Origin of the sequence: Diaphorobacter aerolatus (assembly GCF_014489535.1) — a bacterium.
Taxonomy (GTDB): Bacteria; Pseudomonadota; Gammaproteobacteria; order Burkholderiales; family Burkholderiaceae_C; genus Diaphorobacter_A; species Diaphorobacter_A aerolatus.
In genome coordinates, this window is sequence record NZ_CP060783.1 from 2,164,468 (window position 1) to 2,179,857 (window position 15,390).

The following is a 15,390-nucleotide window of genomic DNA, read 5'->3' on the forward strand; positions in this document are numbered from 1 at the left end:
CGCCAGTTCTTTGGGGGAGTTACTCGTTGTCGTCGGCTAGCAGCGCCTTGTAGATCACGGCACCGATGATTGCGCCCACGATGGGCATCACCCAGAAGAACCAGAGCTGCGAGATCGCAATCGAAGGGCCGAACACGGCCACGCCGGTGCTACGAGCCGGGTTCACCGAGGTGTTGGTGACCGGAATCGAGATCAGGTGAATCAGCGTGAGGCACAGGCCAATCGCCAGGCCGCCGAAGCCGCCTGCGGCACGCTTGGCGGTGGCACCCAGAATCACGATCACGAAGATCGCGGTCAGCACGACCTCAGCAACCAGCGCCGCCATCATCGAATAGCCGCCTGGCGAATGCTCGCCAAAGCCGTTGGTGGCAAAACCGCCGATGTCCGCGCCCGGCTTGCCCGTGGCGATCACATAGAGTACGGCACCGGCGACGATGGCTCCAAGCACCTGCGCAATGATGTAGCCCGGCAATTCGGACGCCTTGAAGCGGCCACCCACCGCCAGCCCGACCGACACCGCCGGGTTGAAATGACCGCCCGAGATCGGGCCGAGCGCATAGGCGCCGGTCAGCACCGTCAGGCCGAAGGCGAAGGAAACGCCGAGCAGGCCGATGCCCACATTGGGGAATCCCGCAGCCAGCACGGCACTGCCGCAACCGCCGAAGGTCAGCCAGAACGTGCCGATAAATTCAGCGGCCCACTTTTTGATGTTGGATGTCATATCCATTCCTTTTGATCAAATGACTCTTTGTTGCACTGCGCCTATGCAATTGCTGCGCCTGTACAGGCACCGCAATTGCCGCAGTCAATCCGGGCAAAATGCTACCGAGTCCTTGTGACGCGCAGTGGCAAACAATGTGAACAATTCATCGGACGGTGCGCAAAATGCGTTGCCAAATGGAACAAACAGCGGAACCTCCCCCAAAGACCGGAAAGTCATGAGCGCGCGGCCTTCCCGTGCGCGCCGACTTGCAGGCCTGTGCTGGCTGCTCGTGGCAGCGCACTGGCTCACGGCCTGCAGCGTCGCAACGACCGCGCCACCACACCTCTTCACGCACTGCAATGCAGCGGCCGGTGCGCCGCAGTTCCGGTTGCTCGGCGAGGTGCGTTGGGATGTGGATGCGCAATACGGCGGCGTGCCCGTCGGCGGGCTTTCCTCCATCGACTGGGACGCCGCGCGTGGGCAGTTCGTGATGGTCAGCGATGACCGATCGGTCCACGGACCGGCGCGCTTTTATTCCGCGCGCATGCGCTACGACGCAAGCGGACTGCACGAGGTGTGGCTGACCGGCATGCACGGCCTGCGCGGACCCGATCAGCAGACCTACGCAAACGCGCGACAAGCGCGCCCGCATGTGCCCGTGCCCGACGCCGAAGCGCTGCGCATCGTCCCCGGCACTGATCGCATGCTGTGGACCAGCGAAGGAGATTTTGCGCGCGGCTTCGGCCCGGAACTCAACGAGATTGGCAGCGATGGTCGCTGGATCGGCGAATGGCCTTTGCCCTCGATGCTGCGGCCGCCCGCCAATCCCATCGAAGCAGCGAACACCGGACCGCGCAACGCCTTCACGCTCGAAGGCATGAGCTTCAGCCCCGACGGGCGCACGCTCTGGCTGTCGATGGAAGGCGCGCTCAGGCAGGACGGCGCCATGCCCTCGCCCGGCCACTCAGGCGCGCCGGTACGCATCACCGCACTGGACGCGAAGACGAGTCCGCACGCGCCGATCCGGCAGATCGCCTATCAGCCCGACGCGCTCGCCGACGACATCGCCCTGCTCCCGCAGCGGGCGATCAACGGCGTGAGCGACATACTCGCGGACGGCCCGGATCACCTGCTGGTGCTCGAACGCTCGTTCTCCCTCGGGCAGGGTTGGGGCGCGAGGCTTTATCGCATCGACATCCGCCCCGGTGCGGCGACCGACGTGCTGCCCATGCAGGCTCTGGTCCCGGGCCAGTATCGCTCCGCTGACAAGACGCTGGTACTGGATTTCGCGCGGCTCGGCCTGCGCAGCCTGGACAACCTCGAGGGCATGAGCTGGGGCCCGCCCCTGCCGGGCGGCGAACGTGTCCTCGTGCTGGTGAGCGACAACAATTTCAATCCGGCCGAAGTCACGCAATTCATTGCGCTTGCCGAGCAGACCGTCTGTACCGCCGACTGATTCACGCTGAAATCAGATCGATCCATGAGTGCGTCGGGCGTATAGTCCCGATGCACTCCGCGTTCCGTTCCAGACACATCCAAAGCAGACTCCATGACCCCATCCAGCTCCTTCCCCACCATGGCCTTCATCGGCGGCGGCAACATGGCCAGCGCCATCATCGGCGGCCTGATCGCCAAGGGCATGCCGGCATCGCAAATCCTGGTGGTCGAGCCTTGGGAAGAAGCGCGCGCCAGTCTTCGGAAAAACTTCGGCATCGTCGCGTTGCCCGAGGCCAGCGCCGCCCTTGCCAGCGCAGGGCTCGCGGTCTGGGCCGTCAAACCGCAAACCTTCAAGGACGCCGCCGCAGCCAGCGCCGAATTCACGCGCCACGCCGTGCACCTGAGCATCGCCGCTGGCATTACCAGCGACAGCATCGCCGCGTGGCTCGCCACCGACCGCATCGTGCGCGCCATGCCCAACACGCCCGCGCTGGTCGGCAAGGGCATCACGGGTCTGTTCGCCCGCGCAGCCGTGACCACCAATGAGAAGTTGCTGATCGAACAGGTCATCAGCACCACCGGCCAATTCGTCTGGGTGAAGGACGAGAGCAACCTCGACGCGGTCACCGCGATTTCCGGCTCGGGTCCTGCCTATGTGTTCCTGTTCCTCGAAGCCATGACCCAGGCCGGCAAGGACATGGGGCTGCCGCCGGAGCAGGCCTACCAACTCGCCGTCGCCACCTTCCAGGGCGGCTCGGAACTCGCCGCGCGCTCCAGCGAATCCCCCGACGTCCTGCGCCAGCGCGTGACCAGCAAGGGCGGCACCACGCACGCCGCCATCGTTCACATGCAGGAGCACAAGGTGCTCGAGCATTTCATCGACGCCATGCGTGCAGCGGAAAAACGCGCGCAGGAATTGGCGGTTGAGTTCGGGAAATAAGCCGCAGCCTCAGGCAGCCCCCCAGATCGCCGAGCGCATCGAAATCGCGGCCATCTGGAAATCGCTGTTGAAGAAACGCGGCGTCTCGCCCTCATGCACCGCGCCAGCGGCGTGCAGCAGCGGCAGATAGTGATCGAAGGTCGGGTGGGCACGCTGCGCCACCTGGCCAAGCTCCTGAAAGCGCGTGAGCGCCTTGAGGTCGCCCGCTTCGATGCGCGAGGCGACATGCTCATCGAACTCGCTGGCCCAGTCGTACGCCTGGTTGGGCGCTGCGTCGGGCTTGAGCGCGCGCAGGTTGTGCACGATGTTGCCGCTCGCGACGACGAGCACGCCCTGATCGCGCAAGGCGCGCAACTGCTCGCCCAGCGCGAAATGTTCTTCGGGCGGACGGCTGTAGACCAGGCTCAGTTGCATCACCGGAATGTCGGCGTTCGGGAACATCGGCTTGAGCGCGCTCCAGGTGCCGTGATCAAGACCCCATTCGGTCTCGTCCACCAGCACGGGACGATTCGTTTGCGGCGAATCGAGGCGCAATGCCAGCTCGCTCGCGACCTCGGGGAAACCGGGAGCAGGATATTGCTGCGCGAACAATTCCTCGGGAAATCCGCCAAAGTCATGGATGGTGCGCGGCTTTGGCATGCCGGTCAGCGCCCATTCATTGCGCGTGAGCCAGTGCGCCGAGATGCACAGAACAAGCTGCGGCTTGCCATGCTGCGCGAGCAGCGACTGGCCCAGCGTCTGCCAGCTTTGCCTGTATTCGTTGTCCTCGATCGCGTTCATGGGACTGCCATGGCCGACGAACAGCACGGGCATGCGCGGCGATGGCTTGAGCGAGGCCAGCCCCGCTGCTGCGGCCAATTGATCGGGAGAATGGAACGAGTGAGTTGTGGACATGATTCTCTCCAGTTGGGGTCACTTCAGCGCAATGCAAATCCAAGCACCACCCCGGCGAAAATCGCGACGCCCATGTAGTGGCTCTTGCTGAATGCGGTGAAGCAGCCTTCGCGTGTGCGGTGGCGGATCAGCGTGTAGTGCCAGACCATCTGCGCCGCAGCCACGGCCATGCCCAGCCAGAACGGCCAGCCCAGCCGGTGCGGTGCAATCGCCACGGCGGTGAGGCACCAGCACAACGCGAAAAACAGCATGATGCCGGCCACGTCGAAACGACCGAGCGTGATGGCCGAGGTCTTCATGCCGATCTTGAGGTCGTCGTCGCGATCAACCATCGCATATTCGGTGTCGTAGGCCAGCACCATGAACATGTTGGCGGTCCAAAGCAGCCACGCGGTGCGTGGCACCTCGCCGACCACCGCCGCGAACGCGATGACGACGCCAAAATTGAAGGCAATGCCCAGAAAAGCCTGAGGCATCGCGAAGAATCGCTTGGTGAACGGATAGAGGATCGTGAACAGCACGGCCGGAACGGACCACGCCACCGCTTCCCAGCGCGTGGTCAGCACCAGTCCGAGCGAGATCAGCGCGAGCACTGCGCCGAGCATCGCGGCCTCGAAAACGGAGACCTGCCCGCTGGTGATCGGGCGGGCCTGGGTGCGCTTCACATGCTTGTCGAAATCGCGGTCGGCAATGTCATTGATGCAGCAACCGGCGCTGCGCATGAGCACCGTGCCAAGCACGAACACGATCAGCAGATGCCATCCCGGAAAACCATCCCCAGCGACCCAGAGCGCGACCAGCGTCGGCCAGACCAGCACCAGCCAACCCGCGGGCCGGTTGAAGCGGACCAGATCCAGATACAGGGACAGGCGTGAGCGAGGAGCGACGGCAGACATTCGGTGTCAAAGAGATGAGTTGAAGCGACAGCGGCAAACCCGGGACACGAATCCGTTTGCAGGCTTGGCCCAGCGTTTATACGCGATGGACTCCGCCTGTGTGCGTGGGCGGCAGGTCTCCCCATGCGGCAGTCAGAATGCCTGGACGACGAACGGCCTCGACCGCAAAAGCAGAAAGGGCGCCGACCTTTCGGTCAGCGCCCTTTTATCTCGCTGCGGTGGTTTGCCATGCTCAGGACAGGCGGGTCACTCCGGGCAGCTCGCAGGCGAAGACCGCGTTGCGCAACGCGGCAATCGCTTCGTAACGTGTGAAGCTGCGGCGCCATGCCAGCACCACACGGCGCATTGGCGGGCCGCTGCCGTCTTCTTCCTTGATGGGGAGGTAGCGGATGTGCGCATCGTCGCTCTTGCGGCGGCGCGAAGTGGTGATCAGCGCATCGCGCGGCACCGACAGGCGCGGCACCAGGGTCATGCCCATTCCGGCGGAGACCATGTGCTTGATGGTTTCGAGCGACGAGCCTTCGAACGTGCGGCGAATCCCTTCCGAATTGCTCGCATAGCGCGCGAACTCGGGACAGACTTCGAGAACGTGATCGCGGAAGCAATGGCCCGCGCCCAGCAGCAGCATGGTTTCGTTCTTGAGCTCGGCGGCCGAGACATAGGGCTTTTCCGCAAGCGGGTGGCTGGCGGGAAGCGCGGCCATGAAAGGCTCGTCATACAGCGGCGCAAGCGCCAGGCCGGTATCGGGGAAAGGCTCGGCCATGATGGCGCAGTCGATCTCACCGGTGCGCAGCATTTCCAGCAGCTTGGCGGTGAAGTTTTCCTGCAGCATGAGCGGCATCTGGGGCGTGCGTGCGATCGCGTGGCGCACCAGTTCGGGCAGAAGATAGGGGCCGACGGTATAGATCACGCCCAGCGTGAGCGCACCTGCGAGCGGATCCTTGCCGCGCTTGGCGATTTCCTTGATCGCTGCAGCCTGTTCAAGCACGCTTTGCGCCTGGCGGACGATCTGTTCACCCAAAGGCGTGACAGACACATCACCGGCACTGCGCTCGAACAGCTTGATTTCCAGTTCGTCTTCCAGTTTTTTGACGGCGACAGACAAGGTCGGCTGCGAGACGTAGCACGCGTCGGCAGCGCGACCAAAGTGCTTCTCCCGGGCTACTGCGACGATATATTTGAGTTCTGTGAGGGTCATGTGATTTCCTGCAAGGCCTTACAACATTTTGCACTGTGGCGTTGCCGACGGTATCGTGTGCATGCATTCCATGCAAACCGCAAAAACAATTGAGTGAGCACTAACAATTGAAATCCACGGGCTTTTGCATCTATCAGCACAGAAACAGCGCGCAACGCAGGCTATATAAAAAGACTCGCGTCCCTTCCGAAAAATATCAACTTCATACAAGCACCTGAAATCCAAAACATCTGACTTGCAGACGGACTACGCTTTCAAAAAATCAGATTTGCTACCCAGCCAGCGCGCCACATGGCGCTCCGACAACGCCGGATACTCATCCAGCATTTTTGGAGCAGCATTGCGAGCCCAACTCAGCAACTCACAATCGATAGACAAATCTGCAAATCGTAACAAAGTGTCACCAGATTGGCGCGCACCCAACAGTTCCCCCGGGCCCCGAATCTCCAGATCTCGCCGTGCTATCTCGAAACCATCGTTGGTTTCGACCATTGCCTTGAGCCTTTCGCGGGCAGCGTTCGCCAAACGTCCGCTTTCACCTGTTGAATAAAGTAACACACATGCCGAGGCGGCGGCTCCTCTTCCGACGCGACCTCTGAGTTGATGCAATTGGGACAGGCCAAAACGCTCCGCATGCTCGATCACCATCAATGACGCATTGGGCACGTCAACCCCGACTTCGATGACCGTCGTGCTGACAAGTACGCTGATGGTACCGCTCTTGAAACCTTCCATTACATATTTCTTTTCAACCGCCGCCATACGCGAATGCAATAGCCCCACCGACACTCCCGGCAGCGCCTCACTGAGTTCCAGGTGCGTGGCGGTGGCATTCGACAGGTCGAGCGCCTCGCTTTCCTCGATCAGCGGGCAAACCCAGTACACCTGACGACCGTCGGCTACCTGCGCTGCGATGCGCTCGATCACCTGATCCTTGCGGCTGTCGGAGATCACCTTGGTCACGATCGGCGTGCGCCCCGGCGGAAGCTCGTCGATCGTGGAAACATCGAGATCAGCAAAGTAGCTCATCGCCAGCGTCCTAGGAATGGGAGTTGCACTCATCATGAGCATGTGTGGTTCCATCCCCTGTGCCTGAAGCTTTTGCCGAAGCGCCAGGCGCTGGGCCACGCCGAAGCGATGTTGCTCGTCGATGACCGCAAGCGCCAGGTTGCTGAATTTCACCTGCTCTTGAATTACTGCATGTGTACCAACAACCAGTGCCGCCTCGCCACTCTCAACCATTGCGAGCATTTGCGTGCGCTCTTTTTTCTTCTGCCCTCCGGCAAGCCACGCGACGCGCTTGCCGCGCGCCGCGAGAATCGGCTCGATCCAGCCAATCAGCTTGGAAAAATGCTGTTCGGCGAGGATTTCCGTGGGCGCCATCAAAGCACATTGCCAGCCCGCATCCATGCAGATCGCGGCTGCCATGGCCGCAACCACAGTCTTTCCCGAGCCGACATCGCCCTGGAGCAGCCGGTGCATCGGCGTCGATCGCGCAAGGTCGGCAAAAATTTCTGCGCAGACGCGGCGCTGCGCGGCGGTCAGGTGAAACGGCAAAACGGCCTGAAGCTGCTCATGCAACGCACTCGAGTCCTGCGCAGGCTTGAGTGATGGGGCGCGCAAACGTGCGCGCTCTCTTTTTGCGGTGAGCTGTGAAAGTTGCTGTGCAAGCAACTCTTCGGCCTTCAGGCGCTGCCATGCGGGGTGCGTGTGATCCTCGAGCGTCGCCAGCGCCACGTCCGGCGTCGGGTGATGCAGGAAGAACAGCGAGTCCTGGAGGCTCCAAAGCGGCTCCAGCCTCTTGGCCCCCGCAGTGCTACGGGAGCCGGTGGCAGGGCCTGCCCGATGGTCTCGGAAAGATCGGCCCGGCGCAGCCCGCCCGCGACCGCGCGGCGCAGATAGGCCTGGGGCAATTGCGCGACCGTCGGATAGACCGGCGTGAGCGCGGCTGGCAGCTCGCCGTCGGCCTTCTTGAACACCGGATGCAGCATCTGACGCCCCAGAAGCCGCCCTTGACCTCACCGCGCGCGCGAATGCGTTCGCCAACCGCCATGGTCTTCTGATGGGATGGATAAAAGCTGAAGAACCGCAGCTCACACTCGCCACTGCCGTCGTCAAGACGCACGACCAGTTGACGGCGCGGACGCATCTGCACCTCGCTGGAAATCACCGCGCCTTCGATCTGCGCCGTCTCGCCATCGCGCGCATTGCGGATCGGTGTGATGCGTGTCTCGTCCTCATAGCGGTGCGGCAGATGCAGCGCCAGATCAATGTCGCGCACCAACCCGAGCTTGTGCAGCGCCTTTTGCGGCGCGCTCAGCGCAGCCTTTTTTCCGTCCGGCGGGGGAGACGCGCGTGCGGAATCGGATGAGGACGAGGAAGAGGAAGCCGGCATCTCGGCGAGCGCTGCGAATGGGACGGATGAAGGGACCGACGGGCCGAAAGGCTATCACGTCTGAGGCGTGATCTTCATGATACGGCGCGCGGTATGCGGCCAACGGCGAAACAACTGCGCGGCAAATGCGGAAAAGCCGGTGAATTCCGCCTGGTCTTAGAATTCGCGGCTTGAAAGTATCTCGCGCGGCCCGGGTCGCGCGGGTCAGAAAGTCGCAGCCAGTTTCCTTTTTTGGAGTCGTTCAGGCCTGTCAAGCCCCGCTCTTGCGAGTTGAACGCTTCCCTGCCATCCATGTCACAACCTTCGTCCGCAGCACCCCGTCGCGAATTCAGCTTGAGCGACTTCGATTTCGAACTCCCCGAATCCCTGATCGCGCAGCACCCGGTCGCCGTGCGCAGTGCCTCGCGCCTTCTCGATGGCCGCAACGCCACGCCCGTGGACCGCATCTTCAACGGACTGCCCGAGCTGCTGCAGGCCGGCGATCTGCTGGTCTTCAACGACACCCGCGTGCTCAAGGCCCGGCTGTTCGGCGAGAAGCAAAGCGGCGGCAAGCTGGAAATACTGGTGGAGCGCGTGCTGCAAGGCAACGAAGTCGTGGCCCACATGCGCGTGAGCAAGAAACCGCTGGTCGGCGGTCGCATGCATCTGTGCGGCGGTCTTGGCGGCGGCGGCTTCGACGCCATACTGCTCGGTCGCTGGCCCGATGAAAACGGCCCGTTGTTCCATGTGGCCTTTCACGGACCGAACGGCGAGACTCCCTACGAACTGATGGAAAGGCACGGTCACCTGCCGCTGCCGCCCTACATCGAACGCCAGCAGAACGGCGACACCGACCCCGACGAAGAGGAAGACAGCGAGCGTTACCAGACGGTCTTTGCTGCCAACCCCGGCGCGGTAGCGGCTCCGACCGCCGCCCTGCACTTTGACGATTCGGTGCTGCAACGCCTTCAGGAACGCGGTGTGGAACGCGCAAGCGTCACGCTTCACGTGGGCGCCGGCACCTTCCAGCCCGTCAAGACGGAAAGCCTCGCCGAGCACGTCATGCACAGCGAGTGGTATCACATACCGCTTGCCACACTCGCGGCGCTGGAGCGCTGCCGACAGCGCGGTGGCCGCATCGTCGCCGTCGGCACGACGACCGTGCGCACGCTCGAATCCTGGGCCCGCTCCGGCAACACCACGGGCGACACCAACATCTTCATCACGCCAGGCTACGAATACCGGATGGTGGACCTGCTGATCACCAATTTCCACCTGCCCAAGAGCACGCTGATGATGCTGGTGAGCGCGTTCGCCGGCTACGAGCACATCATGTCGCTCTACCAGCATGCGATCCGCCAGCAGTACCGATTCTTCAGCTACGGTGACTCGATGCTGCTGGCGCGCAAGCGCGATTGACGACGTTCGTGGGCTGTTCACCGGGCCCTAACGTTGCGCGGCGATGGGCTCCAGACCCGTGGCCTCGATGGTCTTGCGCGCGGCGGGCGATGTGTAGAACCTGAGCAGCGACTCCAGGCCCTTCGCATTGGTCGAGGTTGTGGCCACGCCTGCCGAGAAGATCGTGTACTGCTGGACCGATTCGGGAATCTTGCCCACGAACGAGGTGCCTTCTATCGGCAGCAATTCGCTGACCTGCTGCAGCCCGATCTCGGCCTCGCCACGCGCGACGATGGTGCCGACGCGTTCGGTCAGGATCTTGCGGCTCTTGGGCATGACCTGATCGTGGATGCCGAGCTTTCTGAGCATCGCCGATTCGTAGTACGTGCCGCTCGCACTTGCGGAATACGCAATGCTTTTCGCGTTGAGCAGCACCTGCCTGAATTTTTCCTCGCTGCTGATGTCGGGCACCGGCGCGCCCTTCTTCACCGACAGGCCAATCGCCGAGCGCACCAGATCGACCTGCGATCCCGGGCGCACATAGGTTTGCTCCACCAGTTTGTCGAGCGCCGGACGCGCCAGAATCACCACGTCCGCGACCTCGCCCTTTTCAAGCCGGTTGGGAATCGACGTGGGCGATGCGCCCATCGAGGAGCCGAGCGCCGTCTCGACGCGGGTGCCCGTGGCCTGGGTGAATTCCGGCGCAAGGCGCTGATGCGCCTCTGCAAAACCGCCGGAGGTCATCACGCGGACCGCCTCAGCAGCGCCGCCATCGGTGACCGGCGAGGTCGGCGTTTGCGCGCAACCCGCCGCCAGCAACGCGGCGGCCAGCAGCCACGCGCGGCGGCCAAGTGTGAATTGCGTAGTGATTGACACGGCTTGGGGCATTGTTTTGGTCTCCTGGAATGTGCCTGCATTCGGGCAGGTGATTTGAGTATGCGCGCGCCTGTGCCTGCGCCAAACTGCCAGTGTGAAAGCAGTTGTCAGTCGGCGCGGCGCGCGTCCAGCGCAAATGCGATTGCATTTTTATAATCGACCGCAAGCCTATGGCCCTGGTCCCCGCCGTTGATACACACCCTTTTGTCGCTACCCCTGGGTGGCATTCATTTGTGCCCAAGTCCACCGACAGCGAATCGTCGCCCGTTTCAGCGTACCGCGTTGCCCCTCGGCGCTCACCGGAATCGTTCTCACGATTGCCGCCACGGCGGCGTTTTCGGTGCTCGACGCAGGCTCGAAATACGTCGGCTCGCTCGTGCCCATCTTCATGGCGCTGTGGCTGCGCTACAGCCTGCAAAGCATCTTCACGATCGGTTTTGCCACGAGCCGCTGGGGCACCGCCATCTTTCGCACCAGGCACTGGCGCTTTCAACTCGCGCGCGGGATGTTGTTCTGTCTGAGCAATGCCTGCGCGATGATGAGTCTGCGCTATCTGCCGCTGGCCGAATTCACCGCCATCATCGCGATGACGCCGATTGCGATGACGCTGGTCGCGGCGCTGTGGCTCAAGCAACCGGTGAGCCGGCTGCGCTGGCTGCTGGTGTTCGTGGGCTTTGCGGGCACTCTGGTGATCATTCGGCCCGGTGGCGAGGGCTTCTCGTTCGGCGCACTGTTCTGGCCTCTGCTGCAATTGCTCGCCAACACCACCTACCAGATCGTGAGCAGCGAAATGGCCGGCCGCGAACGCCCCGAGACCACGCAGATCTATACCAGCCTGCTCGCGTTTTCACTGACCACGCTGCTCCTGCCGTGGACCTGGAGCGCGAGCATGACGCCCGCGCTGTGGCTCGGAACGCTTGCGATGGGGCTGGGCAGCGCGGTGGGCCATCTGCTGCTGCTCAAGGCGTATGAATACGCGCGCCCCGCTACGATCACGCCATTTCTCTACAGCCAGATTCCGTTTGCGCTGTGCGCGGGCTGGTTCATGTACGGCCACATTCCCGATCAATGGGCCGTGGCCGGCATGGTGACGATTGCGGTGGGCGGCATGCTCAGCGTCTGGCTCTCGGTGCGTGAGTCACGCTGAGCGGCGAAGCGCCCTGCTTGTCAAGCGGACGGCGAGAGCTTGCGCATCTTGAACGCGGCCCAGATCTGCAATGCGCCATAAAACAGCGCACCAACGGCGATCCAGATCGCGCCGACGAACACGCCCGCAAGCGGCGCCATCACGAGCATCACGCCGAGGATGATGCCGAGCAGACCGCTGAGAATCAGCATCCATTCGTTGTCGATTTCCTTGCGCACGCGTATCGCCCAGATGATGCGCATGACGCCCGAGACCACGAACCAGATACCCATCACCGCCGCGATGCTCGTTGCCATCGACAACGGGTTCATCAACGCCAGCACACCGAAGATGATGGAGATGACCGCATAGAGAATCATCCAGCCGCGATTGACGCCCGCGTTCTTGCCGAACGCGCCGATCAGGCCCGTGATGCCTTCGGCCAGCGCGAGCAGACCGATGGCCCAGGTAAGGCCAGCGCCCGCAGCGAGCGGATTGATCACGCCCATGATGCCGAACAGCACCGAGAAGATGCCAAACAGCAGGACTACCCACCAGCTGCGACCCACGGTGTCGCGCAGAAAGTTCGAGCCCATGGGGCTGCGTGGATCGGGTTGCGTTGACATATCGTGCCTTCCAGTTTCAGGAGATGAATCTGCTTTGATTATGAAAGCTCATGCGCCGCAGGTCTATCGGCCAAGACCTACGAAACACCGGGCCCGCAGCGGCCTCAGAAGCCCACGGCCATGCCATCCTTGCGCGGATCGGAGCCCGCGACATAGCAATCGCCATCCCGCAGGATCAACTGCGCACCACCGAACGCGAACACACCGTTTCCTTCTTCCACGGTAATCTCGTGGCCACGCGCGCGCAGCTCGGCAAGCACATGGGTGTCGAATGCGGGCTCGACGGCGACCTGCTTGCCACCGGTGACGCGCCAGCGCGGCGCATCGGCCGCGGCCTGCGGGTTCTGGCCATAGCGCAGCACGCGAAGCGCCATCTGCAGATGGCCTTGCGACTGCATCGGCCCACCCATCACGCCAAATGCCATCTGCGGCGTGCCGTCGGCATGCATGGCGAACGCGGGAATGATGGTGTGCGAGGGACGCTTGTTCGGCCCCACTTCATTGGCGTGACCAGTTTGCGTGGTGAAGCCGCAGCCGCGGTTCTGCAGGCTGATGCCCGTGCCCGGCACGACCACGCCGGAGCCGAAGCCCATGTAGTTGGACTGGATGAACGAGACCATCATGCCGCTTTCGTCCGCGGCTGCGAGGTAGACCGTGCCGCCGCGCCGGGGCGCGCCGTAGTCCGGGTCACCGGCCTGCTTCAGATCGATGAGGCTGGCGCGTTCACGCAGATAGCCGCGATCGAGCAGTTCCTCCTGCGGCTTCACGCGCATGTAGTCCATGTCGGCGTTGTATTCGTGCAGATCGGCCAGCGCGAGCTTCATCGCCTCGATCTGTAGATGCACCGTGTCCGCGCTGTCCAGCGGCTGAGCGCCGATGCCCAGCTCGTCGAGCATGCCGAGCGCCATCAGCGCAGCGATGCCCTGACCATTCGGCGGAATTTCATGGATCACCGAATCGCCAAACTTCTGCGACACCGTGCCCACCCAATCGGCCTTGTGCGCGGCCAGATCATCGACGGTCATCACGCCGCCGTTGGCTTGAGAGTGCGCGGCCATTTTCTCGGCCAATTCGCCGCGATAGAACGCCTCGCCCCTGGTGCGCGCGATCAACTCGAGTGTGCGCGCATGCGCCTCGCTCTTGAAAATTTCTCCGGCGCGCAGGGCGTGCCCATTGGGCATGAAGCACTCGGCAAAGCCGGGCTCTGCACCGAGCTTTTGCGCGGCCAGTTCCCACAGCGTGGCGATCACGGGCGAGACCGGAAAGCCGTTGCGCGCATAGTCGATTGCCGGTTGCGCCACCTGCTCAAGAGGCAGCTTGCCGAAGCGGCGCGAGAGTTCCACCCACGCGGACACCGCGCCCGGCACCGTCACCGCGTTCCAGCCCTTTTCGGGAATGCCGCCAAACCGCCTGAAATACTCGGGCGTCCATGCTGCGGGCGAGCGGCCCGAGGCGTTCAGGCCATGCAGCTCCTTGCCGTCCCACAGGATTGCGAATCCGTCACTGCCAATGCCGCAGCCCGAAGGCTCGACAACGGTCAGCGTCATCGCCGCGGCGATGGCGGCATCCACCGCATTGCCGCCCGCGAGCAGCATGCGCAGACCGGCCTGCGCGGCCAGCGGCTGCGAGGTGCTGACCACGTTGCGGCTCAGCACCGAGGAACGATGCGAGGCATAGGGCAGCGCCCAGTCCTTGATGGTGGTAGTCATGTCGTTTGCCTCCTCAGTCGAGCGTGATGTTGTTGTCCTTGATGATCCTGGCCCAGCGTGCGCCATCGGCCTTCACCATCGCCTGGAACTGCGCAGGTGTGCCGGCCTTCGCAGGTTCCGCGCCGAGCTTGGCGAGCGCACTTGCCACCTCGGGGTTCTGCACAGCCTTGTTGAAGGCCGCATTCACCTTGGCGACCAGTTCCGGCTTCATGCCCGCAGGGCCGTAGACGCCGAACCAGGTCACCGATGAATAACCCGGCAGACCGGATTCGGCAATCGTCGGCAAATCGGGCGCGAGCGCGCTGCGCTGCAGGCTGGTGACGGCCAGCGCCTTGAGGCGACCACTGGCCACGTGCGGCATGCCCGTGGGAATCGAATCGAACAGCAGATGCACCTGCCCGGCCGCGAGATCGGTGATCGATTGGGCCGTGCCCTTGTACGGCACGTGCGTGAGCTTCACGCCTGCGCGCGCCGCGAATTCGAGCGCGTTCAGATGCACGATGGTGCCGTTGCCGCTGCTCGCATAGTTGAGCCTGCCCGGATTGGCCTTGGCATAGGCAATCAGCTCCTGCACGTTCTTGACGGGCAGCGATGGCGTCACCAGCAGCACGCTCGCGGCGTCGGCCATGTGCGCAATCGGTGTGAAATCCTGATCGACCTTGTACGACAGACGCGGCATGAGGTGCGGCGAGATCGCATGCGTGCTGCTCGTCGTGAACAGCAGCGTATAGCCATCGGGCGCCGCCTTGACCGCTTCCGCCGCGCCAATCGTGCCGCCTGCGCCGGGCTTGTTGTCGACGACGAACTGCTGGCCGAGTTCCTGCGACACGCGCTGAGCGATCACGCGCGAAATCAGGTCGGTGGCACCGCTTGCGGGAAAGGGAACCACCAGGCGCACCGGCTTGTTCGGCCACGCATCAGTCGCGGCATCCGCATGGGCCAGCGTGCCGGTGCACAGGCCCGCGAGCAGCAACGCGCCGATCACGGCCCTGCGCCCCGGAAGCAGCGCAAGCGCGCTTCGATCATGATTCCTGGCAGCGTCAATCTGGTTCATGGTTGCCCTCGCGTCGATGGGGAAAAGAAAGAGACAAGAAGGTCTATCTTATGCAGCGCGTGTGCCCACGACCATCAGAAATTCAGCAAACGACCTTTACCCGATTGGCAATGCTTCACAATGGCCCTGACCAAACCGGCAACGCAACACTTCCAACCG

At 63.2% G+C, this 15,390-nt stretch carries 12 protein-coding genes and 1 pseudogene; 4 read left to right on the forward strand and 9 right to left on the reverse strand.

Annotation, left to right across the window (positions count from 1 at the left end):
- Window positions 1–19: 19 nt before the first annotated feature.
- Entirely contained in the window at window positions 20–721 is a 702-nt protein-coding gene (gene aqpZ, locus H9K75_RS10020) for an aquaporin Z (RefSeq protein WP_187725664.1), read from the reverse strand.
- A gap of 217 nt (window positions 722–938) precedes the next feature.
- Between aqpZ and H9K75_RS10025 the strand changes: the two genes are divergently transcribed.
- Together H9K75_RS10025 and proC are read left to right on the forward strand one after the other, a co-directional pair.
- On the forward strand, window positions 939–2,159 hold the full coding sequence (locus H9K75_RS10025) for an esterase-like activity of phytase family protein (protein ID WP_187725665.1): 1,221 nt from the start codon (window positions 939–941) through the stop codon (window positions 2,157–2,159).
- Window positions 2,160–2,252: 93 nt separating this feature from the next.
- Window positions 2,253–3,080 (forward strand): pyrroline-5-carboxylate reductase, encoded by an 828-nt coding sequence (gene proC, locus H9K75_RS10030; protein WP_187725666.1) that lies wholly within the window; start codon window positions 2,253–2,255, stop codon window positions 3,078–3,080.
- A 9-nt stretch (window positions 3,081–3,089) separates the two neighbouring features.
- Here the strand turns inward: proC and ygiD are convergent, their stop codons facing one another.
- The 4 genes and pseudogenes from ygiD to recG form a co-directional block, all read right to left on the reverse strand.
- Window positions 3,090–3,974 (reverse strand): 4,5-DOPA-extradiol-dioxygenase, encoded by an 885-nt coding sequence (gene ygiD / locus H9K75_RS10035; RefSeq protein ID WP_187725667.1) that lies wholly within the window; start codon window positions 3,972–3,974, stop codon window positions 3,090–3,092.
- Window positions 3,975–3,997: 23 nt separating this feature from the next.
- A complete protein-coding gene (gene ubiA, locus H9K75_RS10040; protein WP_187725668.1) occupies window positions 3,998–4,870 on the reverse strand; it encodes a 4-hydroxybenzoate octaprenyltransferase in 873 nt (290 codons plus the stop codon).
- 232 nt (window positions 4,871–5,102) lie between these two features.
- Window positions 5,103–6,068, reverse strand: coding sequence for a LysR substrate-binding domain-containing protein (locus H9K75_RS10045; protein WP_187725669.1), 966 nt, complete (start codon window positions 6,066–6,068; stop codon window positions 5,103–5,105).
- A 246-nt stretch (window positions 6,069–6,314) separates the two neighbouring features.
- Window positions 6,315–8,463: pseudogene (gene recG, locus H9K75_RS10050) on the reverse strand (ATP-dependent DNA helicase RecG).
- 291 nt (window positions 8,464–8,754) lie between these two features.
- On the opposite strand from recG, the gene queA reads away from it, so the two are divergent.
- Entirely contained in the window at window positions 8,755–9,861 is a 1,107-nt protein-coding gene (gene queA / locus H9K75_RS10055; protein ID WP_187725670.1) for a tRNA preQ1(34) S-adenosylmethionine ribosyltransferase-isomerase QueA, read from the forward strand.
- A 27-nt stretch (window positions 9,862–9,888) separates the two neighbouring features.
- On the opposite strand, the gene H9K75_RS10060 is transcribed toward queA, so the two are convergent.
- A complete protein-coding gene (locus H9K75_RS10060) occupies window positions 9,889–10,716 on the reverse strand; it encodes a substrate-binding domain-containing protein (protein ID WP_226858634.1) in 828 nt (275 codons plus the stop codon).
- Between the two features lie 256 nt (window positions 10,717–10,972).
- Between H9K75_RS10060 and H9K75_RS10065 the strand changes: the two genes are divergently transcribed.
- On the forward strand, window positions 10,973–11,863 hold the full coding sequence (locus H9K75_RS10065) for a DMT family transporter (protein ID WP_187725992.1): 891 nt from the start codon (window positions 10,973–10,975) through the stop codon (window positions 11,861–11,863).
- A gap of 20 nt (window positions 11,864–11,883) precedes the next feature.
- Here H9K75_RS10065 and H9K75_RS10070 read toward each other — a convergent pair whose 3' ends face one another.
- The 3 genes from H9K75_RS10070 to H9K75_RS10080 form a co-directional block, all read right to left on the reverse strand.
- On the reverse strand, window positions 11,884–12,468 hold the full coding sequence (locus H9K75_RS10070; RefSeq protein WP_226858635.1) for an HdeD family acid-resistance protein: 585 nt from the start codon (window positions 12,466–12,468) through the stop codon (window positions 11,884–11,886).
- A 104-nt stretch (window positions 12,469–12,572) separates the two neighbouring features.
- A complete protein-coding gene (locus H9K75_RS10075; RefSeq protein ID WP_187725672.1) occupies window positions 12,573–14,177 on the reverse strand; it encodes a gamma-glutamyltransferase family protein in 1,605 nt (534 codons plus the stop codon).
- Between the two features lie 13 nt (window positions 14,178–14,190).
- Window positions 14,191–15,231: a Bug family tripartite tricarboxylate transporter substrate binding protein gene (locus tag H9K75_RS10080; RefSeq protein ID WP_187725673.1), complete on the reverse strand. Its 1,041-nt coding sequence runs from the start codon at window positions 15,229–15,231 to the stop codon at window positions 14,191–14,193.
- Window positions 15,232–15,390 lie beyond the last annotated feature (159 nt).